Genomic DNA, 19,391 nt, shown 5'->3' with positions numbered 1-19,391 from the left:
GCCGCTGCGATGTCCGATCATCATCTAAAGCGTGGGATTCTCGCGAGTCCTTTCAGGTTCCGTTAGGGATTTACCGACGGTTTCTGTTTACTAACGTTACCGCTGCGTTAATTCGGGATCCGCAGGCGGCGGTTCATCTTGGTCCGATCCGATGCGGCGCTACGCACCTGCTGGCAGCAGGAAGGTTCGAGCCATGGCCCCATCACCGCCTACGACCGTCCGGCGGGCGCTCGATTGGCTGTTCCGCGACAGGAACACCGGCGCCATGACGGTGGCCCAGTGGCCCAATCTGCCGCTCTGGCTGTTTGCTGGCTTCAGTCTGGCCGCTTGGTCGGCGCAGGAGCAGGGGCCGCTCGCATCCTGGCTGTCCCTTGGGGCGGATCTTGCGCTGGCTTGGTGGGCTGCCGATGAGCTGCTGCGCGGCGTGAATCCCTGGCGTCGATTTCTCGGCGGTGCGACGATCCTGGGATTGGCCGCGCTGTTCGCCCTGCGCCACGCGGCCTAGGGCGGCATTTTCGCCACCTATAGTTGTATTTTTTGATGATGTTCCAGCGTGGAGGTTGCTTCACGCTGGCCGAATCCGGAGGCACGCCCACCGATCTGCCTCTACGCGCCAGCCATTCGGCCTTAAGTCGCAGCCCTCTTCCGAGGTAGAACCATAACGGTAGGTTGCACCCGCCGCGAGAGTGTGAATGGTAGAGCCGCGCCGCGCGAACGGCGCGTTTGTGGGACCCCGTGCATTCGCGCTCGGCTGAAGGATTGGTTTCGAAGAGATCATGACGGACGCGGGCGGATTCGATCTCGACGGCGCGGCCCAGTCGGCTCGTGAGCGGGACAAGCTGCTTCGAGACATCGCCCGCATGTTGAACGTTCCGGAATCCACATTCCGGAGGCCGCCAGCCTCCGGGGGAACCCGCGGCCCGAGCGCCGCGGAATGTGCCGCGCTGCTGACGGCCTTCTCGCGCATCGAAGACCCGGATCTCCGGAAGGAGTGCGTGGCGCTGGCGGAGCGCTACGGCCGCACGTGAGGGACGCGGCGTCCTCGCGGTGCGGTGGCACACACGGGGTCTGTCAGCACCGTGATTGCCGCGTGCTATAGGGGCGCCCGCTACCGAAGACGGTCCGATCGGTCGGCCCACCGCGTTTCCGGTGCCGGCCTCATGGCTGCCGGCACCGCGCATGCCCCAGCTCGTTCCAGGCCCCGATGCCGATCATCTCCATCTCGAAGCTGTCGAAGACCTACACGTCCGGCTTCACCGCCCTGCGCGACATCGAACTCGCCATCGAGCGGGGGGAGATCTTCGCGTTGCTGGGTCCGAACGGTGCCGGCAAGTCGACGCTCATCAACATCGTCTGCGGCATCGTCACCGCCAGTTCGGGAAGCGTTCTGGTCGACGGCCACGACATCGTGGCGGATTACCGCGCCGCGCGCCGGGCGATCGGCCTCGTGCCGCAGGAACTGACTACCGACGCCTTCGAGACGGTGCTGAACACCGTGAGCTTCTCCCGCGGCCTGTTCGGGATGAAGCCCGATGCCGGGCATATCGAGCGGATCCTGCGGGCGCTGTCCCTCTGGGACAAGCGCGACAGCCGGCTGATGACCCTGTCGGGCGGGATGAAGCGGCGGGTGCTCATCGCCAAGGCGCTGTCGCACGAGCCCCGGGTGCTGTTCCTCGACGAGCCCACCGCAGGCGTCGACGTGGAGCTGCGCCAGGATATGTGGCGCCTCGTGCGCGACCTGCGCCAGCAGGGCGTCACCGTCATTCTCACCACCCACTACATCGAAGAGGCCGAGGAAATGGCCGACCGCATCGGCGTGATCCGCCGGGGCGAGATCATCCTGGTCGAGGAGAAGGCCGCGCTGATGCACAAGCTCGGGCGCAAGCGGCTGACCCTGCATCTCCAGCAGCCGATCACCGCGGTGCCGCCGGAACTCGCCGATTACGGCCTGGCGCTCTCCGGGGAGGGCAGCGAGCTGGTCTATACCTATGACACCCGCGCCGAGCGGACCGGCATCACCGGGCTTCTCACTGGCCTGGCGGCGGCGGGAATCCGCTTCAAGGACCTTCACACCGAACAGAGTTCGCTGGAGGACATCTTCGTGGGCCTCGTGCGCGAGGAGAGGGCACAGGTATGAGCGCGGCGTTCACCCTGAACTGGCCGGCGGTCCGGGCCATCTACCGGTTCGAGATGGGCCGCTTCTGGCGCACCGCCGGGCAGAGCATCCTGGCTCCGGTCATCTCGACCACCCTGTACTTCGTGGTCTTCGGCGCCGCGATCGGCTCCCGGGTCTCGGCGGTCGACGGCGTGCCCTATGGGCTGTTCATCGTGCCCGGCCTGATCATGCTCTCGCTGCTCACGCAGAGCATCTCGAACGCCTCCTTCGGCATCTACTTCCCGCGCTTCGCCGGTACGATCTACGAGATCCTGTCGGCGCCGATCTCGCCGCTTGAGGTGGTGCTGGGCTTCGTCGGCGCGGCGGCCTCCAAATCGATCCTGATCGGGCTGATCATCCTGGCGACGTCGGCCCTGTTCGTGCCGCTGCGGATCGATCACCCGCTCTGGATGCTCGGCTTCCTGCTCCTCACCGCGGTGACCTTCAGCCTGTTCGGCTTCGTCATCGGCCTGTGGGCGGACGGCTTCGAGAAGCTGCAGCTGGTCCCGCTCCTCGTCGTGACCCCGCTCACCTTCCTGGGCGGCAGCTTCTACGCGATCTCCATGCTGCCGCCCTTCTGGCACGCGGTGAGCCTGCTCAACCCGGTCGTGTACCTGATCAGCGGTTTCCGCTGGGCGTTCTTCGGCAAGGCGGACGTGAACATCGCGATCAGCCTCGGCATGACCGCGCTGTTCCTGGTGATCTGCCTTGGCCTCGTCACCTACATCTTCCGGACGGGCTACCGGCTGAAGAGCTGAGGCTTCAGGGCTGCGCGGCCAGGAAGGCCAGCACCCCGTCCCGGTGCGGCTTGGCACCGACCGCGGTGGAGTGGTCCTTGCCCTCGATCTCGAGGGCCCGGGCGTCCGGGATCAGGGCGGCGAGCCCCGGGCCGGAGCCCGCGACCGTATCGAGGGTCCCGACCGAGACCAGAACCGGGACCTCGATCTGCGCGAGTTCCCCCCGGCTCAGCGTCTGACGTGAGCCGCGCATGCACGCGGCCAGCGCCCGCAGGTCGCTGCGGGTCTGCTCGGCAAAGGTGCGGAAGGCTGCGGCCGTCGGGTTGGGCGCCGGCGTCCCGGCGGGCGCCTCCAGGGCCTCAGCGATCCCCGAGGGCAAACCCTTGCCTTCGATGAGGTGCATTCCGAGGCCGCCGATCAGGGCCGAGCGAACCCGGTCCGCATGGTCCAGGGCAATATGGGCGGTGATCCGCCCGCCCATCGAGTAGCCCATGACGTGAGCGCGCTCGATGCCGAGATGGTCGAGAAGCCGGATCGCGTCGTTGGCCATCGCGTCGGAGCTGTAGGCGGCCGGATCGTAGAGCTTCTCGCTCTCGCCGTGACCGCGGTTGTCGAGCGCGATCGCGCGGTAGCCGGCCTGGGTCAGGGCGCGCACCCACTGGGTGTTGACCCAATTGACCGCATGGTTCGACGCGAAACCATGGATCAGAAGGATCGGCTTCCCGGCCCCGTCCGCGGGCGGGACGTCGATATAGGCGATCCGCACGCCGTCGGAATTGAAGGACTCCATGCCGCGCAACCCGTGTTCATCAAGCTCGGCCACGGCTTAGACCACCGGAGCGCGCCGGAGCAACGTGGATCGATCCGCTTGCGGCTCGGGGCGCCGGCTGGCAAACCGCCCCGGTCATGACCGACATCCAGCCCTACGGCACCTATGAACCGTCCGGTCTCGTCGCGGCGATCACCCGCCGCACGAACCGGATCCCGGCCGAATCCTGGTACGGGCGGCGCCTCGCGCTGTTCCTGCGCCGGATCGCCATCGCGCGGCTCGGGGGCAAGCCCCTCGACGTGACCCGCTACGGCGCGCGGATGCGGCTGCACCCCTACAACAACAACTGCGAGAAGAAGGTGCTCTTCACCCCGCAGTTCTTCGATCCGGAGGAGCGCGCGCTGCTCCAGAAGCACCTGCCGAGGGACTGCGTGTTCCTCGACATCGGAGCCAATGTCGGCGCCTACGCCCTGTGCGTGGCGGCCTTCTCGGGCCCGGGGGCGCGGATCGTCGCGGTCGAGCCCCAGCCCGACGTGTTCGACCGCCTGACCTACAACATCGCCCAGAACCCGTTCCACACCGTGAAGGCGGTCGCCTGCGCGGTGGCCGACAAGGCAGGCGAGCTGACCCTGTTCATCGATCCGCGCAACCGCGGCGAGTCGAGCCTGCGCATCGTCGGCACCAACGAGGGTGCGCGGATCACCGTCCCGGCGGTGACCCTCCTCGATCTCCTGCGGAGCGAGGGCCTCACCCGGGTCGATGCGGTCAAGCTCGACGTCGAGGGCGCCGAGGACCTCATCCTGGAGCCGTTCCTGCGCGAGGCGCCGGACGCGCTCCTGCCGCGGATCCTGCTGATCGAGAACGGCACCGGGCAGTGGCAGCTCGACCTGCTGCAGCATCTGGCGCGCTACGGCTATCGCGAGATCGCCCGCTCCCGGCTGAACCTGATGTTCGAGCGCAGCACCGTCAGGGCGGCGTGACCACCGGAATCTCCCCGGCGAGGACGACGCCCTCCGGCCCGACGGCGCATCGGTAGGCCCGGACCGCCACACCCGCCGCTCGCGCCTCCCGGAACGCCCGGTCGAAGGTGGGGTCGATGTCCCGGGCAACGTCGAACGCCTCGGCCTTCATCTGCACGACGATGACCACCAGCGCCCGGCCCCCCTCGGCCACGACCTGAGCCAGGTCGCGCATGTGCCGGGCGCTGCGGGCGGCTTTGCAATCCGGGAATTCCGCGAGGCCCGCCCGACGCATCATGTGACAGTTCTTCACCTCGACGTGGCAGGGGCCGGCCACCGCGCCGCTCGCCAGGAAATCGACCCGGCTGGCCTCGGCATAGCGGACCTCCGGCTTCAGCGTGTCGTGGCCGGCGAGCGCCGTGATCGCGCCGGCGCGAAAGGCCTCGGCCACGAGGGCGTTCGGGCGCAGGGTGTTGATGCCGACCCATTGCAGCCCCCCGGGCAGGTCGGCCTCCACCAGCTCCCAGGTCAGCGGCAGCTTGCGCGCCGGATTGGTCGAGCGCGACAGCAGCACCCGGGCGCCGGGCGTGTTCAGCCCGAGCATCGCTCCGGGATTGGGACAGTGCACCGTGACCCGTCCCTCATCGGTATCGATGTCGGCCAGGAAGCGCTTGTAGCGTTGCACGAGCCGTCCCGGCACGAGCGGCGCGGCGAACTGCATCGGATCCTCGGGGTTCACGTAGTCGCGGGCAACGGTTGCGCTATCTGCCTGCAGGCCCCGCCCGACGCCAGAGTTCCATGCCCCAGCCTTCCGAATCCGTCACCGCCGCGATCCTCGTCATCGGCGATGAGATCCTCTCGGGTCGCACCAAGGACAAGAACATCGGCACGATCGCCGACTTCCTCACCGCCGCCGGCATCGACCTGCGCGAGGTGCGGATCGTGCCCGACGAGGCCGCCATGATCGTCGAGGCGGTCAACGCCCTGCGTGCCCGCTACACCTATCTGTTCACCACAGGCGGGATCGGCCCGACCCACGACGACATCACCGCCGATTGCGTGGCCGAGGCCTTCGGGGTCGGCATCGATGTCGATGAGCGGGCGCGTGCGATGCTGCTGGAGCGGCACAAGCCCGAGGACCTGAACGCGGCGCGCCTGCGCATGGCGCGGATTCCGTTCGGAGCCGACCTGATCGCCAACCCGGTCTCGAAGGCGCCGGGCTTCCGCCTCGGCAATGTCCACGTGATGGCCGGCGTGCCCGGCATCATGCAGGCCATGCTGGATTCGATCGCCCCGACGCTGACAGGCGGCGCCGCGATGCTGTCCGAGACGATCGAGGCGGCCGGCCTGCCGGAGGGCAACTACGCGGGCGACCTCGGCGAGATCGCCAAGGCGCGGCCGGCCGTCTCCATCGGCTCGTATCCCGCGATGACTCCGGACGGTTTTCGCAACCGGATCGTCGTGCGCAGCCGGGACGCGCAGGCGCTCGCGGAGGCACGGAGCGCGGTCGAGGCGCTGGTGGCGCGTCTCTCGGCCTGACGGACTATCCTGCATCCGATCGGATCGAGTTGCGTTGCGGAGCTGGGCGGATGGTTCGGGACAAGAATAAGCGCGGCGATCCGGAGGCTCGCCGCGACGCGTTGCTGAAGGAGGTCTCCGAGATCGTCCGGCCCGATGCCTACGTCCTGCACGAGGTCATCCGGCTCGGCGGCGACGAGGAGCTGCGGCGCCACGGCCTCGCCCTGTTCCTCTCGGCCTTCGCCGCCGGCCTGAGCATCGCCCTGTCCCTGATCGTGCCGGGGGTCCTGCGGAGCCACCTGCCCGAGACCGATTGGGCCAAGATCGTGAGTTCGATGGGCTATGCGGTGGGATTTCTGGTCGTCGTCCTCGGGCGCCAGCAGCTCTTCACCGAGAACACGATCACGCCGATCCTGCCGCTGCTGCACGACCGCTCGGTGAAGACGGGCCTCCGGGTCATCCGGCTCTGGACCATCGTGCTGTCGGGCAACATCCTGGGAACGCTGGCGATCGCGACGCTGCTCGCCCATTCGGGCGCCTTCGAGCCGCCGGTCCTCAAGGCTTTCGCGGAGATCAGCCACGATGCCATCGCGCACGGCTTCTGGGCGACGTTCATCAAGGCGGTCTTCGCGGGCTGGATGATCGCCCTGATGGTCTGGTTCCTCCCCGCCACGGCCAGCGCGGCGCCGTTCGTGATCCTGCTGATGACGTGGCTGGTGGCGCTCTGCAGCCTCGCCCACATCGTCGCCGGCTCCGTGGAGGCCTTCTACCTGGTCGTTACGGGGGCGGCCTCAATGGGCGATTACGGGCTGAAGTTCTTCCTCCCCACGCTCCTCGGCAACACCTTCGGCGGCGTGGCGCTGGTGGCGGTGCTGAATTACGGGCAGGTCGCCCCGGAGGTGGAGGAGACCAAGGCCGTCGAGGGCGAGCGGGCGGATTAGACCCGGACGCCCGGTCCAGAACCGGTCCTGCCACCGCGCGGTCCGACCCGAAGCGGCCCTCAGCCGATGCGGCCTCGGCCGGACGGCTGGCGCCGACCGAGACGACGACCGGCGTCGCCGTGCAAAGGCCTCGCAGTTCCCGAAACGAAAAAAGCCGCCCGAAGGCGGCTTCTCCCTGCGGCGATGCCGGTGCGGTCAGGACCGCATGCGGGTCCGGACCTCGCCGAGGCTCGCACGGATCAGGCCCTGCGCCGCCTCGCCCTGCATCCGCTCGCGCAGGATGGTCTCCGATACCTTCACCGCAGCCTCCGCGGCAGCGGCGCGGACCTGGGCCTCGGCCTGCGCCTCGGCCTGGGCGATCTTCGTCTCGGCAGCCTTGGTGCGGCGGGCGAGGAAGTCATCGAGCTTGCGGTGACCCTCCTCGGCGGCGCGCGCGGCCTCCTCGCGGGCACCGGCGACGATCGACTCGGCCTCCTTCTCGGCCTCGGCGCGGCGACGCTTGTAGTCGGCGAGTACGGCGGCCGCCTCCTCGCGCAGGCGCTTGGCCTCGTCGAGTTCGTGGCGGACGCGGTTGGCGCGGCCGTCCAGACCCTTGGTCATCGTCGAGAAGGCACCGGCCTTCCAGGCGATGCCCATGAAGATGACGAACGCGACGGCGACCCAGAATTCGGCTTCGAGCAGCATCGTGGGATCCCGTTCAGTGTGCGGTGGCGTCGAGGGCGCGGTCGAGGGTGGCCCGGTCGGGGGCCTGACCCGTCAGACGCTCGACGATCGCCGAAGCGGCCTCGCCCGCGATGGAGCGGACATTGCCCATGGCGGCTTCAGTCCGCGTGCGGATCGTCGCCTCGGCAGCGACGAGCTTGGCGTTCAGCTCCGCCTCCAGCGCCTTGCGCTTGGTCTCGGCCTCGGCGGCCAGCGTGTTCCGGGTGGTCTGCGCGATGTCGCGCGCCTTGCCCTGGGCATCCCGGAGGCCGGTCTCGAAGGCCACGCCGGCGGCATCCGCCTCGGCCTTCATCGCCTGCGCCTGGTCCAGGTCGGCACGCAGGCGCTCGGCGCGGGCGTGCAGGATCGACTGGATCCGCGGCAGCGCGATCTTGTCCATCAGGTAGTAGAGGAGCCCGAAGGCCAGGGCGAGCCAGATCAGCTGCGCCAGGAAGCCCGACGTCTCGAAGGGCGGGAAGGCGCCCGAATGCGCTTCCGTATGTTCGACATGGCCCGGCACGAGCTTCGTGTCGGCGCCCGGGGGCGGCGTGGTGAGGGGATTGGGCTGCGCCATGAGACCGCTACACTGACACCGTTCGGTGAGGCCACCGCCGGCGCGGTGACGGACGAAGGCGGACGCCCCGTCGCGGGAGCGTCCACCCGTTCATCGGGCCGGAGCCCGGGAGGAGACCGCGGGGACCGCGGCCTCCGGGGCGCCGATCAGACGGCGAAGAGCAGCAGCAGGGCGATCAGCAGCGAGAAGATGCCGAGCGCCTCGGTGAGGGCGAAGCCCAGGAGCAGGGTGGCGCGCTGGCCGTCGGCCGCAGACGGGTTGCGAAGGGCGCCGGCGAGGAACTGACCGAACAGGTTGCCGAGGCCGATGCCCGCACCCGCCATGCCGAGGCAAGCGAGGCCGGCGCCGATGTACTTCGCAGCGACGGGATCCATGGTAACTCCTGAGGTCTCTTCAGATCGAAACGTGCAGTGACGTTTGCGGCGGGTGGAGCCGGCCAGGTCTGACGACTAGTGGCCGGGGTGAAGGGCGTCGTTGAGGTAGATCGCCGTCAGCGTCGCGAAGACGTAAGCCTGAAGCGCCGCAACGAGGAACTCGAGAGCGGTCAGCGCGATCGTCAGGAACAGCGGGAGCGGCGATAGCACGCTCCAGGCGCCTGCGAGAAGAAGCTGGACCACGAAGAAGGCGAAGATCTTCATCGCGATGTGGCCGGCCAGCATGTTGGCGAACAGACGGACCGACAGGCTGATCGGGCGCGAGATGAACGAGATCACCTCGATCGGCACCAGGATCGCGAGAAGCGGCTTCGGCACGCCCGACGGCACGAACAGGCCGAAGAAATGGGTGCCGTGCTTCATCACACCGAAGATCACCACGGTGGAGATCACCAGCGCCGCGAGGCCGAAGGTGATGATCAGGTGGCTGGTCACCGCGAAGGCGTAGGGGATCATCCCGAAGAGGTTCAGGACGAGCACGAACATGAACAGCGAGAACACCAGCGGCAGGAACCGCTTGCCGCCGTCGCCGGTCGCCTGATGCACGGTATCGGCGATGAATTCGTAGAAGATCTCGGCCAGCGCCTGCATGCGGCCCGGCACGACCGAGCGCGACGCCGTCGCCACGATGGTGATCAGCGCGATCACCCCGACAGCCGCGAACATGTAGAGGGCGGACTGTGTGAACGCGAGCTGCTGATGGCCGATATGGCCCAGCGAAACGAGCGGCTTCAGCTCGAACTGATGAATCGGGTCGATCGTGACCGCCATTCCCGCTTCCGCCCTTCTTGTCCGGCGCGCCGACGGGTGTCGGCCGCCCCACATTCCCTACCGATCGGCGCGCCTTATGGCTCCTGCCGATCGCGCCGTCCCGGACGCGCGCCGGCGAAACCCGACACCCGCATCACGTTGTAGATCCCCGCGACGAACCCCAGCATCAGGAGGACGATCAGGCCCCAGGGCTTCGTCCCGAAGACATGATCGACGATCCAGCCGAGTATGCCCCCTGCGATCACGCCCGCGACGAACTCCGTGGAGATCGTCATGGCCTGGCCCAGCGAGGATGGCCCGCCGTTCCGAGGGCGCGTCGATGGATCGGGAGCAGCCTGCGGCCGCTTCCGTTCGATCTGCGTCTCGAGACGTCTGAGCCTCGCGGAGAGTTCGCTGTCCGTCGGCGTCTGCTGGGTCCCTTTCCCGTCCCTCTGGTCGTCGCCGTTCACGGCTCAAAACTCATCGGGCAGGAGGATCTGGAACCCGCTGGACACCCCCAGCAAGCGGGGCGCACCATAGTTTCGCCTATCTTGAGTGTCAAGGCGAACCCCATACACAGTAAGTCTTTGATTTTGAGTTGGAATTCCAGCTTCAAGCGACGCGCCGGAGCCGCGTTGCGCACAAGGCTCCGGCAGGGCTCTCAGGCCCCGATCAGCGGCTTGATCACCTTCTCCATCCCCTCGACGGTCATCTCGCCGGTATAGCGCTCGCCGTTGATGAAGAAGGTCGGGGTCGAATCGACCTTGAACACGTCGAGGCCGCGCTGCTTCACGGCGTTGACGGCGCTGTAGATCTTCTGGTCCTTCAGGCAGGCCTCGAAGGTCTGCTTGTTGTAGCCGGCCTGCCGGAGCATCTGCTCCAGGGCGTCCACAGGCTTGGGCGTGAAGGCCCAGGCCGGCTGCTGGTCGAACAGCAGGTCGGTGATCGGGTAATACTTGGAATCGCCCTGACAGCGCGCCAGCATGAAAGCCGCCGTCGCCAGCGGGTCAAGGGGGAACTCGCGGAGCGTGAACCGCACCTTGCCGGTGTCGATGTAGCGCTCCTTGAGGGTCGGCCAGGTGTTCCGGTGGAAGGCCGCGCAGTGCGAGCAGGTCATCGACGCGTATTCGATGATCGTGCACTTGGCGTCCGCCGGGCCGAGCCAGACATCGCCGAGGGGACCCGGCTGCAGCAGCGCGGCCATCTCGGAATTCTGCGCCCGGGCGGGCCGCGCGAGATAGGGCAGGGCGAGACCGGCGCCGAGGGCGAGGCCGGAGAATTTGAGAGCGTCGCGTCGCGTCGTCATCGGGCAGGCTCCGCCGGATTGAACAGTCGTGGCGTTCCGAAGCCGGTACTCGGGCGCGACCGTCCTGGCAAGGTGACCGAATCGACCGCTCACCGGTCCGGGCGCGTCGCCACCGCGGCGATGCCGAGGCGATCGAGGGCGGCGCGCAGGCCGTCATCGGCGATCCCCGCTACGGCGCGCTGCACCTCGACGGCGGCGGCCGGATCGATGCGGGCGGGGGAGGGCGCTCGGGCGCCGCGCCCGACCCGGTCCTGCTGCAGAACGATCCGCGAGACGCAGGCCCAGCCGTAATGGGCGTTGATCCGCTGGATCACCACCGGCGCGAGATGCTGCAGCTCGAGGGCGAAGACGCCCTCGACGCGCACCACCAGCGTCCCGGCTTCGGGCGTGCCGGCATCCTTCCGGCGACGCTTGGGCCATTCGAGCTTGGAAGGCCGGCAATATCGCGCGAGCCGTTCGCCGACGATCTCCGGCCAGGCGGCCAGGATGTCGGTCGACGCGAAGCCCTGCGCCGCGAAGGCAGGTCCGATGCAGCTCTCGATCAGCTCGGCCAGCGGTTTGACGCGCGCCATGGTGGTTCCGGCCCTGTGGATCCGCGAAGGTTAGCGCAGGATGGTTGACGAAGGGAGCACGGGGCCGCGCTGTCATCGCCCTATGATCGCCGCCGACCTGCGGCTATGCAGCCTGAACGCATGCCGACCCGCACCGCCACGGATCCCAAGCCCGGCCCCGAACCGCGCGCCGACGAGCTGCTCGCCTGGTACGACCGGCATCGGCGGGTGCTGCCCTGGCGGGCGCTCGCCGGCGAGGTGCCCGATCCCTACCGGGTCTGGCTGTCCGAGGTCATGCTGCAGCAGACCACGATCGCGGCGGTCCGGCCGTATTTCGAGCGCTTCCTGACGCGCTTCCCCGATGTCGTCGCCCTGGCCGACGCCCCCGAGGAGGCGGTGATGTCGGCCTGGGCCGGCCTCGGCTATTATTCACGCGCCCGCAACCTCCATGCCTGCGCCAAGGCGGTCGCGGCGGCTGGCGGGCGGTTTCCCGACACGGCGGACGCCCTGCGCAAGCTGCCGGGAATCGGCGCCTACACGGCAGGGGCCATCGCGGCGATCGCCTTCGACCGGCCGGAGGCCGCCGTCGACGGCAATGTCGAGCGGGTCCTGAGCCGGGCCTACGCGGTGGAGACGCCACTGCCGGGCAGCCGGCCGGAGATCCGCCGCCTGACGCAGGCACTGGTCCCGGAGGACCGGCCCGGCGACTTCGCCCAGGCGCTCATGGATCTCGGCGCGACGATCTGCACGCCCAAGCGCCCCGCCTGCGCCCTCTGCCCGTGGATGCTGCCCTGCCGCGCCCGGTCGGTCGGCACCCAGCAGACGTTCCCGCGCAAGATCAAGGTCGCCAAGGGCGCGCTCCGCCGCGGTGCGGCCTTCGTGGTGATCCGCAGCGGCGACGAGGCGGTGCTGCTGCGGACGCGCGCGCCGGAGGGGCTGCTCGGCAACATGGCCGAGCCGCCGGGCAGCGCCTGGGAGCCGGACTACGATGTCGCCGCCGCCCTCCTGGACGCGCCGCTGGATGCCCGGTGGAAGCGGCTTCCGGGGCTCGTGCGCCACGGCTTCACGCATTTTCCGCTGGAGCTGACGGTCTTCGTGGCCCGTGTCGCGCTCGCGACACCGGTTCCGGCCGGTATGCGCTTCACCCCGCGCAGCGCCCTCGACGACGAGCCGCTCCCCGGCCTGATGCGCAAGGTCCTGGCCCACGCCTTCGATCCGAAGCCGGAGCCCGAGGCGAAGCCGCGCGGACGCCCCCGGAAGGAGCCGCCGCCGATGCCGCTCCTCGCGGCGATGGAGGCGCCGGTATCGATGCCGGATCCGGTTCCGCGCCCGCGCGTGCGGGCCGTTCCGAAGCCCCAGCCGAGGCCGGCGCCCGCGCCACCGCCCGAAGCGGACGATCTGCATGAGGGCGAGGTGGAGCCGCCCGCGACACCGACCTCGCCGCGGCGCCGGGGCCCGGCCCGAAGACGGTCCTGACCCGGTCGCACCGCACGTCCGGAGCTGCCAGCAGGCGCGAGCCCCGGAATCCAGCGACCCTGCCGGTCCGGGACGGTGCCTTTAAGCTCAGTGCCGGCGCGGTTCCGGATTCCGGGCGCAGCGACGGGGCCCAGGGCAGGGCGACATCCGACAGCGTCATGCCAGCCTGGATGGCGTCGCTCCGCCCGCGCGGACGGCCGCGACGTTTGTCAGCTGTTCGCCATCGCCTGCCGCAGGCCCGCCCGGTAGGTGTCGATCACCACCGGCTTGCCGCCGCGCTCCACGTGCCAGAAGGTCCAGCCATTGCAGGCCGGCAGGCCCTGGACCAGGGCGCCGATCTTGTGGATCGAGCCGATGACGAGGCCGTTGTCGAGCTGGCCGTCGGGGCGGACCGTGGCGCGGAAGCGGCGGCGCTCGTCCGTGACGGTCTCGCCGGGGCGGATATGGCCCGCCTCGATCACCGACAGGAACGGCACCCGCGGCTCGGCGCGCTTGGTCGGCGCCACCATGAGGGCGGCCTTCGACAGGGTCTCGACGGCGGCGATCCGCTCACGGGCGGCCGCCGCGTAGGTCTCCTCGCGCTCGATGCCGATGAAGCGGCGGCCGAGGCGCTTGGCGACGGCGCCGGTGGTGCCGGTGCCGAAGAACGGGTCGAGGACCACATCGCCGGGATTGGTCGCAGCCAGCAGCGTCCGGGCGAGCAGGGCCTCGGGCTTCTGGGTCGGATGGACCTTGCGCCCGTCCGCATCCTTCAGCCGCTCCTCGCCGGTGCAGAGGGGGATGAACCAGTCGGAGCGCATCTGGAGGTCCTCGTTGCCTCCTTTCAGCGCCTCGTAGTGGAAGGTGTAGCCCTTCGAGTCCGCCGAGCGCGAGGCCCAGATCAGGGTCTCGTGCGCATTGGTGAAGCGCTTGCCGCGGAAGTTCGGCATCGGGTTGGCCTTGCGCCAGACGATGTCGTTGAGGATCCAGTAACCGAGATCCTGCAACGCGCTCCCGACCCGGAAGATGTTGTGGTACGAACCGATCACCCAGAGGGTCGCGTTCGGCTTCATCACGCGGCGGCAGGCGGCGAGCCAGTCCCGGGTGAAGGCGTCGTAGGCCTCGAAGGTGGCGAACTTGTCCCAATCGTCGTCGACGGCGTCGACGCGGCTCTGGTCCGGACGCAGCAGCCCGGCCTCGCCGAGCTGGAGGTTGTAGGGCGGATCGGCGAACACGCAGTCGACGCTGGACGCCGGCAGAGCGTTCATGGCCGCGATACAATCCCCGACGAGAACTTGGTCGAGGGGTAGGGAACGCTGGGCGGGTACGAGACCCATCCGTGGCGCCGACGCGGGCCGCCCGGCACGCGAGACCTGTTTCCGGGCGACGGCGTCGGCAGCCACGGTACGCGGGGAAGCCATGGCAAACACCGGTTACGCGACTGACCGGCAGACCATGCCTCCGGTACGGTAAAGGTCACGTTGTCGAATTCGGCGGCGCCGCGTCCCGTTCTGGGGCTGCAGATTTTGCCGACCCCGCTCTCGGACAATCCTGCGACAGATTTAGCAACGGTTACCCGGCGGTCCCGGGCGCCGTTTACGCGGCGATGACCCGTCACATCTGCGGGCGTCCGGCCCTAGCGCAGGGCCTGGACTGTCCGAACCGCCGGGCATGCCGGGCGGCGGCCATAAGGTCTGGTTTCCGCGTCCGCTTCCAGCTCAGCGGGATGCAGGGTCACAGCCGATGCAGGGCTTAGGAAAATCAGCCCATTTCGGCGCGCCGCAGGGTGGCCTGGACAGTACTTTCCGAATACGCGAAAGATCCAAACAATGCATTCTCCGCGAAACAAATGGAAACAAACCGTAATAAACCTCCATGTAATAATCATGATCAGGACGAAATCGGCCAAAATGTGACAGAATCGGCCCGCAAATGCCTGCCATAATCCGGCCGATTTCGGACACGACTGGCGCCGCCCCGACAACAACAAAGGGAATGCGTCGAGAATGTCGTTTGGTTTCGGTAAGCTCGTTGTCTCACTTGGAATGCTGTCCACCGTCGTCGGAACAAGCCTCCCGGCCGCCGCGCAGAGCGGAGCGGCCTCCTGGTATGGAAGCGGTCATCGCACCGCGAACGGCGAGCGTTTCAACCCCAACGGACTGACCGCCGCCCATCGCAGCCTGCCGTTCGGCACCCGGGTCCGCGTCGAGAACAGGCGGACCGGCCGCTCGGTGGTCGTTCGCATCAACGATCGCGGTCCCTTCGTGCGCGGCCGCATCATCGATCTGTCGCGTGGCTCCGCCCGCGCTCTGGGCATGGGCGGCACGACCTACGTGTCGCTGCAAGTCGTGCACTGATCCCTCACGGGCGCCGCACGCGCCGGGCCGCCGCCCGTCCGAGAGGGCGGGGCGGCTCCCCGGGCGTTGTCTGCCGCGCCCGGACGCCCCATCTGCAGCCGGGTTCAGCTCGGATCAGTGCCCATGCCCAAGCCCCTCATCGTCGACATCCCGCACGACCTCGGCCGCGATGAGGCCAAGCGTCGCCTGGAGCACGGCACGGATCAGGCGCGGGCCTTCCTGGCCAAGAGCGGCATCACCGTGGATCAGCTCGCCTGGACGGGGGACCGACTCGATTTCGGCGTGTCGGCGATGACCCAGAAAGTCGCCGGGACGATCGACGTGGGCGCCGAGAGCGTCCGCCTGGAGGTGAAGCTGCCGTTCCTGCTCGCCCTGTTCGCCGAGAAGATCCAGAAGGTCGCGAGCAAGGAGGGCAACCTCCTGCTGACGAAGAAGTAGCGCTCCGGAACCGGATCGGCCGGTCTCTGTTTCCGCGGGACCGGTGCCGAAGTGCGCCGTCGGTCTCGTGGAGGATTACGGTGCCCGATTACACCCTCGCCGATCCGGGGCAGGTCCCCGAGGTCCCGCCGCAGCCGGCTCCGGTGCCGGACCGGCCCTACGATCCGCCGCAGGCCCCGACGCAGCCGCCCGGACCGGAGATCCCGGGGAACACCCCGGCCGAGGCGCCGGGCGTCCATCCGCCGGAGATCCCGGTCAACGATCCGGGCGCGCCCGAGATCAGCCCGCCGACGGGACCGGCCAATCCGATCGCCTGACCCGCCGACGAGGTCGGGGGGCGGCGCCGTTTGAACAGGCCGCCCCACACTGCCATAAGCCGGCCCATGGCCGCTCCCCCGCTCCTCACCCTCCAGGACGTCGCCCTGACTTTCGGCGGCACGCCCCTGATCACCCGTGCCGACATCGCCATCGCGCCGGGTGAGCGCACCTGCCTCGTCGGTCGGAACGGGTCGGGCAAGTCGACGCTCATGAAGATCGCCGCGGGACTCGTCGATCCCGACAAGGGGCGCCGTTTCGTCCAACCCGGCACGACGATCCGCTACCTCGCCCAGGAACCCGACTTCACGGGCTTCGACACCACCCTCGATTTCGTCGAGGCCGGGCTGCCGCCTGGCGAATCGACCCACCGCGCCCGTTACCTGCTGGAGAGCCTCGGCCTCACGGGTGCCGAGGATCCAACCAAGCTCTCCGGCGGCGAGGGGCGGCGCACCGCATTGGCGCAGGCGCTCGCCCCCGAGCCCGACGTGCTGCTTCTCGACGAGCCCACCAACCACCTCGACCTGCCGGCGATCGAGTGGCTCGAGGCCGAGCTGAAGGGCACCCGCGCGGCCCTCGTGCTGATCAGCCACGACCGGCGCTTCCTCTCGGCCCTGTCGCGGGCCACGATCTGGCTCGACCGGGGCGAGACGCGCCGGATCGACCAGGGCTTCTCCAGCTTCGAGGCGTGGCGCGACGCCTTCTTCGAGGAGGAGGAGCGGGACCAGCACAAGCTCGACCGCAAGATCGCCGCCGAGGAGCACTGGCTGCGCTACGGGGTCACCGCCCGGCGCAAGCGCAACGTCCGCCGCCTCGGCAACCTGCACGAGCTGCGCCAGAACCGGCGCGAGGTGCGCCGCCCGGTGGGCAGCGTCAGCATGCAGGCTTCCGACGCGGAATCCTCGGGGAGCCTCGTGGTCGAGGCCCGCGACATCGCCAAGAGCTACGGGGAGCGCAAGATCGTCGACGGGCTGTCCCTTCGGGTGATGCGGGGGGACCGGCTCGGCATCGTCGGGGCGAACGGCGCCGGCAAGAGTACTCTGATCAACCTGCTCATGGGCCGGCTCGCGCCCGATTCCGGGCAGGTCGTCCTCGGCACCAACCTGCTGCCGGTGGTGCTCGATCAGGCCCGCGCCGTGCTGGAGCCCGGGATGACCGTCACCGACGTGCTCACCGGCGGCCGCGGCGACAGCGTCGTGGTGAACGGCCAGAGCCGCCACGTGATCGGCTACCTGAAGGACTTCCTGTTCACCCCCGAGCAGGCCCGCACGCCCGTCTCAGTCCTGTCCGGCGGCGAGCGCAACCGCTTGCTGATCGCCCGGGCCCTGGCCCAGCCGGCGAATCTTCTCGTCCTCGATGAGCCCACGAACGACCTCGACCTCGAGACCCTCGACCTGCTCCAGGAGATGCTGGGCGACTACCAGGGGACGCTGATCCTGGTGAGCCACGACCGCGACTTCCTCGACCGCGTGGCGGGCAGCGTGCTGGTGTCCGAGGGCGCCGGCCGCTGGGTCGAGTATGCCGGCGGCTACAGCGACATGCTGGTCCAGCGGGGCCAGGGCGTCGAGGCGCGGACCGTCGCGCCGAAGGCGAAGGAGCCGCGCGAGCGCAACGCCGCACCGGCGGCCCAGCCCGCGGGCAAGCCCAAGCTCGGCTTCAAGGACCAGCACGAGTTGAAGACGCTGCCGGCCCGCATCGAGAAGCTGGAGGCGGCGATCGCCCAGCTCAAGACGATCCTGGCCGACCCCGAACTCTACGCCCGCGATCCGGCCCGGTTCGACAAGGCTTCGACCATGCTGGCGCAGGCCGAGACCGAGCTGTCGCAGGCGGAGGATCGCTGGCTGGAGCTGGAGATGCTTCAGGCGGGGTGACCGCCGCAGCATCAGGCCGCGAGACGTACCGGACCGGAGACCGCATGACCGCCTACCAGATTCTCGAACAGCGCTTCGCCCGGCTCGCGGCTCTCGAGGGCGCGGCCGGGATCCTCGGCTGGGACGCGCAGACCCTGATGCCGGACGGCGCCGCCGAGGCCCGCGGGGACCAGCTCGCGATTCTGCGCGGGCTCGCCCACGGGATGCTCACCGCTCCCGAGGCCGCCGAGGAACTGGCGGCCGCCGAGCAGGGCGGGGACCTCGAACCCTGGGCCGCCGCCAACCTGCGGGAGATGCGCCGCGCCCAGGCCCATGCCACGGCCGTCCCCCGCGATCTCGTCGAGGCCAGCTCCCGCGCCGTGTCCCGCTCGGAGATGGTGTGGCGCGAGGCGCGGCGCGACGCCGACTTCGCCCGCCTCGAGCCCCACCTCGCCGAGGTGCTGCGGCTCCAGCGGGAGATCGGCCAGGCGAAGGGCGCGGCCCTCGGGCTCGACCCCTACGATGCGCTCCTCGACGGCTACGATCCCGGCATGCGCCGGGCGACGATCGATCCGCTCTTCGCGGATCTAACCGGCTGGCTGCCGGACCTGATCGCCCGCGCGCGCGAGATCCAGGCGTCCCGTCCGGCGCCGCTCCCGCTCGCCGGCCCGTTCGACGTGGCGGTGCAGCGCGATCTCGGCCTCAGGCTGATGGAGGCGGTGGGATTCGACTTCACCCGCGGCCGGCTCGACATCAGTCTGCATCCGTTCTGCGGCGGCGCCACCGACGACGTCCGGATCACCACCCGCTACGACGCGGCCGATTTCGGGCGGGCCCTGATGGGCGTTCTCCACGAGACCGGACACGCCCTCTACGAGCAGGGCCGGCCGGCCGCGTGGCGGAACCAGCCGGTCGGCGCGGCGCGGGGGATGAGCCTGCACGAGAGCCAATCGCTCATCGTCGAGATGCAGGCCTGCCGGAGCCGGGACTTCTTCACCTTCCTGGCGCCGCTCCTGCAGTCGGCCTTCGGGCGTTCCGGACCGGAATGGTCGCCGGAGAACCTGCACGCGCTCAACATCCGGGTGGCGCCGGGCTTCATCCGGGTGGATGCCGACGAGGCGACCTACCCGGCCCATATCCTCCTGCGCTACCGTCTGGAGACGGCGATGATCGCGGGCGACCTCGCGGTGCGCGATCTGCCGGGGGCGTTCAACGACGGCCTGCGCGATCTCCTCGGCCTCACCGTACCGGACGACCGGGTCGGTTGCCTCCAGGATATCCACTGGCCGAGTGGCGCCTTCGGCTATTTCCCGACCTACACCCTCGGCGCCTTGGCCGCCGCGCAGCTGTTCCGCGCCGCCCGGTCGGCCGAGCCGGCCTTACCGGACCGCCTCGCGCAGGGCGATTTCGGCCCCTTGCGGGACTGGCTCCGGACGAACGTCCATGCGGTCGGAAGCCTGCTGGACACCGACGCGCTGCTCACCCGCGCCACCGGGACGCCACTCGGCACGGAAGCGTTCCGGGCGCATCTTGAGGCACGCTATCTCGGGGGCTCGGGCGCCTGAGGAGGGCCGCGCGCC

The 19,391-nt window shown here is 69.4% G+C and carries 23 protein-coding genes; 13 read left to right on the top strand and 10 right to left on the bottom strand.

The genetic code is table 11. The features are described 5' to 3' along the window. Positions 1 to 265 precede the first annotated feature (265 nt). From A3862_RS27555 to A3862_RS27540, 4 genes are all read left to right on the top strand, one after another. Positions 266 to 505 (top strand): hypothetical protein, encoded by a 240-nt coding sequence (locus tag A3862_RS27555; protein ID WP_236961564.1) that lies wholly within the window; start codon positions 266 to 268, stop codon positions 503 to 505. Positions 506 to 776: 271 nt separating this feature from the next. After that, a complete protein-coding gene (locus A3862_RS27550; RefSeq protein WP_043351927.1) occupies positions 777 to 1,028 on the top strand; it encodes a hypothetical protein in 252 nt (83 codons plus the stop codon). A 176-nt stretch (positions 1,029 to 1,204) separates the two neighbouring features. Continuing rightward, positions 1,205 to 2,137 carry an ABC transporter ATP-binding protein gene (locus A3862_RS27545; RefSeq protein WP_043755821.1) on the top strand — a complete coding sequence of 311 codons (933 nt, stop codon included), beginning with the start codon at positions 1,205 to 1,207 and terminating at the stop codon, positions 2,135 to 2,137. Then, positions 2,134 to 2,913: an ABC transporter permease gene (locus tag A3862_RS27540; protein ID WP_043351924.1), complete on the top strand. Its 780-nt coding sequence runs from the start codon at positions 2,134 to 2,136 to the stop codon at positions 2,911 to 2,913. The genes A3862_RS27545 and A3862_RS27540 overlap by 4 nt, the downstream gene beginning before the upstream one ends. Before the next feature lie 4 nt (positions 2,914 to 2,917). On the opposite strand, the gene A3862_RS27535 is transcribed toward A3862_RS27540, so the two are convergent. After that, positions 2,918 to 3,682, bottom strand: a complete 765-nt coding sequence (locus A3862_RS27535) for an alpha/beta fold hydrolase (protein ID WP_043351922.1) — start codon at positions 3,680 to 3,682, stop codon at positions 2,918 to 2,920. A gap of 116 nt (positions 3,683 to 3,798) precedes the next feature. On the opposite strand from A3862_RS27535, the gene A3862_RS27530 reads away from it, so the two are divergent. Continuing rightward, complete coding sequence (locus A3862_RS27530; protein ID WP_043351921.1) at positions 3,799 to 4,641, top strand: FkbM family methyltransferase; 843 nt, start codon at positions 3,799 to 3,801, stop codon at positions 4,639 to 4,641. Here A3862_RS27530 and sfsA read toward each other — a convergent pair. Continuing rightward, a complete protein-coding gene (sfsA, locus tag A3862_RS27525) occupies positions 4,628 to 5,341 on the bottom strand; it encodes a DNA/RNA nuclease SfsA (protein WP_043351919.1) in 714 nt (237 codons plus the stop codon). The two genes, A3862_RS27530 and sfsA, sit on opposite strands and share 14 nt — an antisense overlap. 77 nt (positions 5,342 to 5,418) lie before the next feature. Between sfsA and A3862_RS27520 the strand changes: the two genes are divergently transcribed. Together A3862_RS27520 and A3862_RS27515 are read left to right on the top strand one after the other, a co-directional pair. Then, a complete protein-coding gene (locus A3862_RS27520) occupies positions 5,419 to 6,159 on the top strand; it encodes a competence/damage-inducible protein A (RefSeq protein WP_043755823.1) in 741 nt (246 codons plus the stop codon). Between the two features lie 50 nt (positions 6,160 to 6,209). Beyond that, complete coding sequence (locus A3862_RS27515) at positions 6,210 to 7,079, top strand: formate/nitrite transporter family protein (RefSeq protein ID WP_043755825.1); 870 nt, start codon at positions 6,210 to 6,212, stop codon at positions 7,077 to 7,079. Between the two features lie 195 nt (positions 7,080 to 7,274). On the opposite strand, the gene A3862_RS27510 is transcribed toward A3862_RS27515, so the two are convergent. The 7 genes from A3862_RS27510 to A3862_RS27480 all read right to left on the bottom strand — a co-directional run bounded on the left by A3862_RS27510 (position 7,275) and on the right by A3862_RS27480 (position 11,417). Beyond that, positions 7,275 to 7,760 carry a F0F1 ATP synthase subunit B family protein gene (locus A3862_RS27510; protein ID WP_170861837.1) on the bottom strand — a complete coding sequence of 162 codons (486 nt, stop codon included), beginning with the start codon at positions 7,758 to 7,760 and terminating at the stop codon, positions 7,275 to 7,277. Positions 7,761 to 7,776: 16 nt separating this feature from the next. Next, positions 7,777 to 8,355 (bottom strand): F0F1 ATP synthase subunit B family protein, encoded by a 579-nt coding sequence (locus A3862_RS27505; RefSeq protein ID WP_043383811.1) that lies wholly within the window; start codon positions 8,353 to 8,355, stop codon positions 7,777 to 7,779. A gap of 146 nt (positions 8,356 to 8,501) precedes the next feature. After that, positions 8,502 to 8,729: a F0F1 ATP synthase subunit C gene (locus A3862_RS27500; protein WP_007566773.1), complete on the bottom strand. Its 228-nt coding sequence runs from the start codon at positions 8,727 to 8,729 to the stop codon at positions 8,502 to 8,504. A 75-nt stretch (positions 8,730 to 8,804) separates the two neighbouring features. Continuing rightward, entirely contained in the window at positions 8,805 to 9,560 is a 756-nt protein-coding gene (locus tag A3862_RS27495) for a F0F1 ATP synthase subunit A (protein ID WP_043351912.1), read from the bottom strand. Positions 9,561 to 9,634: 74 nt separating this feature from the next. Further along, positions 9,635 to 10,009: an AtpZ/AtpI family protein gene (locus A3862_RS27490; protein ID WP_043351911.1), complete on the bottom strand. Its 375-nt coding sequence runs from the start codon at positions 10,007 to 10,009 to the stop codon at positions 9,635 to 9,637. Positions 10,010 to 10,200: 191 nt separating this feature from the next. Beyond that, on the bottom strand, positions 10,201 to 10,845 hold the full coding sequence (locus tag A3862_RS27485; protein ID WP_043351909.1) for a DsbA family protein: 645 nt from the start codon (positions 10,843 to 10,845) through the stop codon (positions 10,201 to 10,203). A gap of 89 nt (positions 10,846 to 10,934) precedes the next feature. After that, the gene (locus tag A3862_RS27480; protein ID WP_053609944.1) at positions 10,935 to 11,417 is read right to left on the bottom strand and encodes a DUF721 domain-containing protein; all 483 of its coding nucleotides are present in this window, start codon (positions 11,415 to 11,417) and stop codon (positions 10,935 to 10,937) included. A 120-nt stretch (positions 11,418 to 11,537) separates the two neighbouring features. Between A3862_RS27480 and mutY the strand changes: the two genes are divergently transcribed. After that, positions 11,538 to 12,872, top strand: a complete 1,335-nt coding sequence (gene mutY / locus A3862_RS27475) for an A/G-specific adenine glycosylase (protein ID WP_111474141.1) — start codon at positions 11,538 to 11,540, stop codon at positions 12,870 to 12,872. Positions 12,873 to 13,081: 209 nt separating this feature from the next. Here the strand turns inward: mutY and A3862_RS27470 are convergent, their stop codons facing one another. Further along, the gene (locus tag A3862_RS27470; RefSeq protein WP_269467566.1) at positions 13,082 to 14,272 is read right to left on the bottom strand and encodes a site-specific DNA-methyltransferase; all 1,191 of its coding nucleotides are present in this window, start codon (positions 14,270 to 14,272) and stop codon (positions 13,082 to 13,084) included. Positions 14,273 to 14,857: 585 nt separating this feature from the next. Here A3862_RS27470 and A3862_RS27465 point away from each other — a divergent pair. The 5 genes from A3862_RS27465 to A3862_RS27445 all read left to right on the top strand — a co-directional run bounded on the left by A3862_RS27465 (position 14,858) and on the right by A3862_RS27445 (position 19,376). Further along, entirely contained in the window at positions 14,858 to 15,208 is a 351-nt protein-coding gene (locus A3862_RS27465; protein WP_051044822.1) for a septal ring lytic transglycosylase RlpA family protein, read from the top strand. A 123-nt stretch (positions 15,209 to 15,331) separates the two neighbouring features. Next, on the top strand, positions 15,332 to 15,646 hold the full coding sequence (locus A3862_RS27460; RefSeq protein WP_043351901.1) for a polyhydroxyalkanoic acid system family protein: 315 nt from the start codon (positions 15,332 to 15,334) through the stop codon (positions 15,644 to 15,646). Positions 15,647 to 15,726: 80 nt separating this feature from the next. Beyond that, a complete protein-coding gene (locus A3862_RS27455; protein WP_043351899.1) occupies positions 15,727 to 15,963 on the top strand; it encodes a hypothetical protein in 237 nt (78 codons plus the stop codon). Positions 15,964 to 16,029: 66 nt separating this feature from the next. Next, positions 16,030 to 17,832, top strand: a complete 1,803-nt coding sequence (locus tag A3862_RS27450; RefSeq protein WP_043351897.1) for an ATP-binding cassette domain-containing protein — start codon at positions 16,030 to 16,032, stop codon at positions 17,830 to 17,832. A 44-nt stretch (positions 17,833 to 17,876) separates the two neighbouring features. After that, positions 17,877 to 19,376: a carboxypeptidase M32 gene (locus tag A3862_RS27445; protein WP_111474139.1), complete on the top strand. Its 1,500-nt coding sequence runs from the start codon at positions 17,877 to 17,879 to the stop codon at positions 19,374 to 19,376. Positions 19,377 to 19,391: the final 15 nt, after the last annotated feature.

It is taken from the genome of Methylobacterium sp. XJLW (assembly GCF_003254375.1).
In the GTDB taxonomy this organism is placed as follows: domain Bacteria; phylum Pseudomonadota; class Alphaproteobacteria; order Rhizobiales; family Beijerinckiaceae; genus Methylobacterium; species Methylobacterium fujisawaense.
The sequence above is the reverse complement of the archived record's forward strand: the minus strand, read 5'-3'. Positions and strand labels throughout refer to the sequence as shown.

What these genes read in the sequence shown, in the direction of transcription:
- A3862_RS27555 (WP_236961564.1), top strand. Translation starts at nt 266, where the DNA reads ATGACGGTGGCCCAGTGGCCCAATCTGCCGCTCTGGCTGTTTGCTGGC.
- A3862_RS27550 (WP_043351927.1), top strand. Translation starts at nt 777, where the DNA reads ATGACGGACGCGGGCGGATTCGATCTCGACGGCGCGGCCCAGTCGGCT.
- A3862_RS27545 (WP_043755821.1), top strand. Translation starts at nt 1,205, where the DNA reads ATGCCGATCATCTCCATCTCGAAGCTGTCGAAGACCTACACGTCCGGC.
- A3862_RS27540 (WP_043351924.1), top strand. Translation starts at nt 2,134, where the DNA reads ATGAGCGCGGCGTTCACCCTGAACTGGCCGGCGGTCCGGGCCATCTAC.
- A3862_RS27535 (WP_043351922.1), bottom strand. Translation starts at nt 3,682, where the DNA reads ATGGAGTCCTTCAATTCCGACGGCGTGCGGATCGCCTATATCGACGTC.
- A3862_RS27530 (WP_043351921.1), top strand. Translation starts at nt 3,799, where the DNA reads ATGACCGACATCCAGCCCTACGGCACCTATGAACCGTCCGGTCTCGTC.
- sfsA (WP_043351919.1), bottom strand. Translation starts at nt 5,341, where the DNA reads ATGCAGTTCGCCGCGCCGCTCGTGCCGGGACGGCTCGTGCAACGCTAC.
- A3862_RS27520 (WP_043755823.1), top strand. Translation starts at nt 5,419, where the DNA reads ATGCCCCAGCCTTCCGAATCCGTCACCGCCGCGATCCTCGTCATCGGC.
- A3862_RS27515 (WP_043755825.1), top strand. Translation starts at nt 6,210, where the DNA reads ATGGTTCGGGACAAGAATAAGCGCGGCGATCCGGAGGCTCGCCGCGAC.
- A3862_RS27505 (WP_043383811.1), bottom strand. Translation starts at nt 8,355, where the DNA reads ATGGCGCAGCCCAATCCCCTCACCACGCCGCCCCCGGGCGCCGACACG.
- A3862_RS27500 (WP_007566773.1), bottom strand. Translation starts at nt 8,729, where the DNA reads ATGGATCCCGTCGCTGCGAAGTACATCGGCGCCGGCCTCGCTTGCCTC.
- A3862_RS27495 (WP_043351912.1), bottom strand. Translation starts at nt 9,560, where the DNA reads ATGGCGGTCACGATCGACCCGATTCATCAGTTCGAGCTGAAGCCGCTC.
- A3862_RS27485 (WP_043351909.1), bottom strand. Translation starts at nt 10,845, where the DNA reads ATGACGACGCGACGCGACGCTCTCAAATTCTCCGGCCTCGCCCTCGGC.
- A3862_RS27480 (WP_053609944.1), bottom strand. Translation starts at nt 11,417, where the DNA reads ATGGCGCGCGTCAAACCGCTGGCCGAGCTGATCGAGAGCTGCATCGGA.
- mutY (WP_111474141.1), top strand. Translation starts at nt 11,538, where the DNA reads ATGCCGACCCGCACCGCCACGGATCCCAAGCCCGGCCCCGAACCGCGC.
- A3862_RS27470 (WP_269467566.1), bottom strand. Translation starts at nt 14,272, where the DNA reads ATGGCTTCCCCGCGTACCGTGGCTGCCGACGCCGTCGCCCGGAAACAG.
- A3862_RS27465 (WP_051044822.1), top strand. Translation starts at nt 14,858, where the DNA reads ATGTCGTTTGGTTTCGGTAAGCTCGTTGTCTCACTTGGAATGCTGTCC.
- A3862_RS27460 (WP_043351901.1), top strand. Translation starts at nt 15,332, where the DNA reads ATGCCCAAGCCCCTCATCGTCGACATCCCGCACGACCTCGGCCGCGAT.
- A3862_RS27450 (WP_043351897.1), top strand. Translation starts at nt 16,030, where the DNA reads ATGGCCGCTCCCCCGCTCCTCACCCTCCAGGACGTCGCCCTGACTTTC.
- A3862_RS27445 (WP_111474139.1), top strand. Translation starts at nt 17,877, where the DNA reads ATGACCGCCTACCAGATTCTCGAACAGCGCTTCGCCCGGCTCGCGGCT.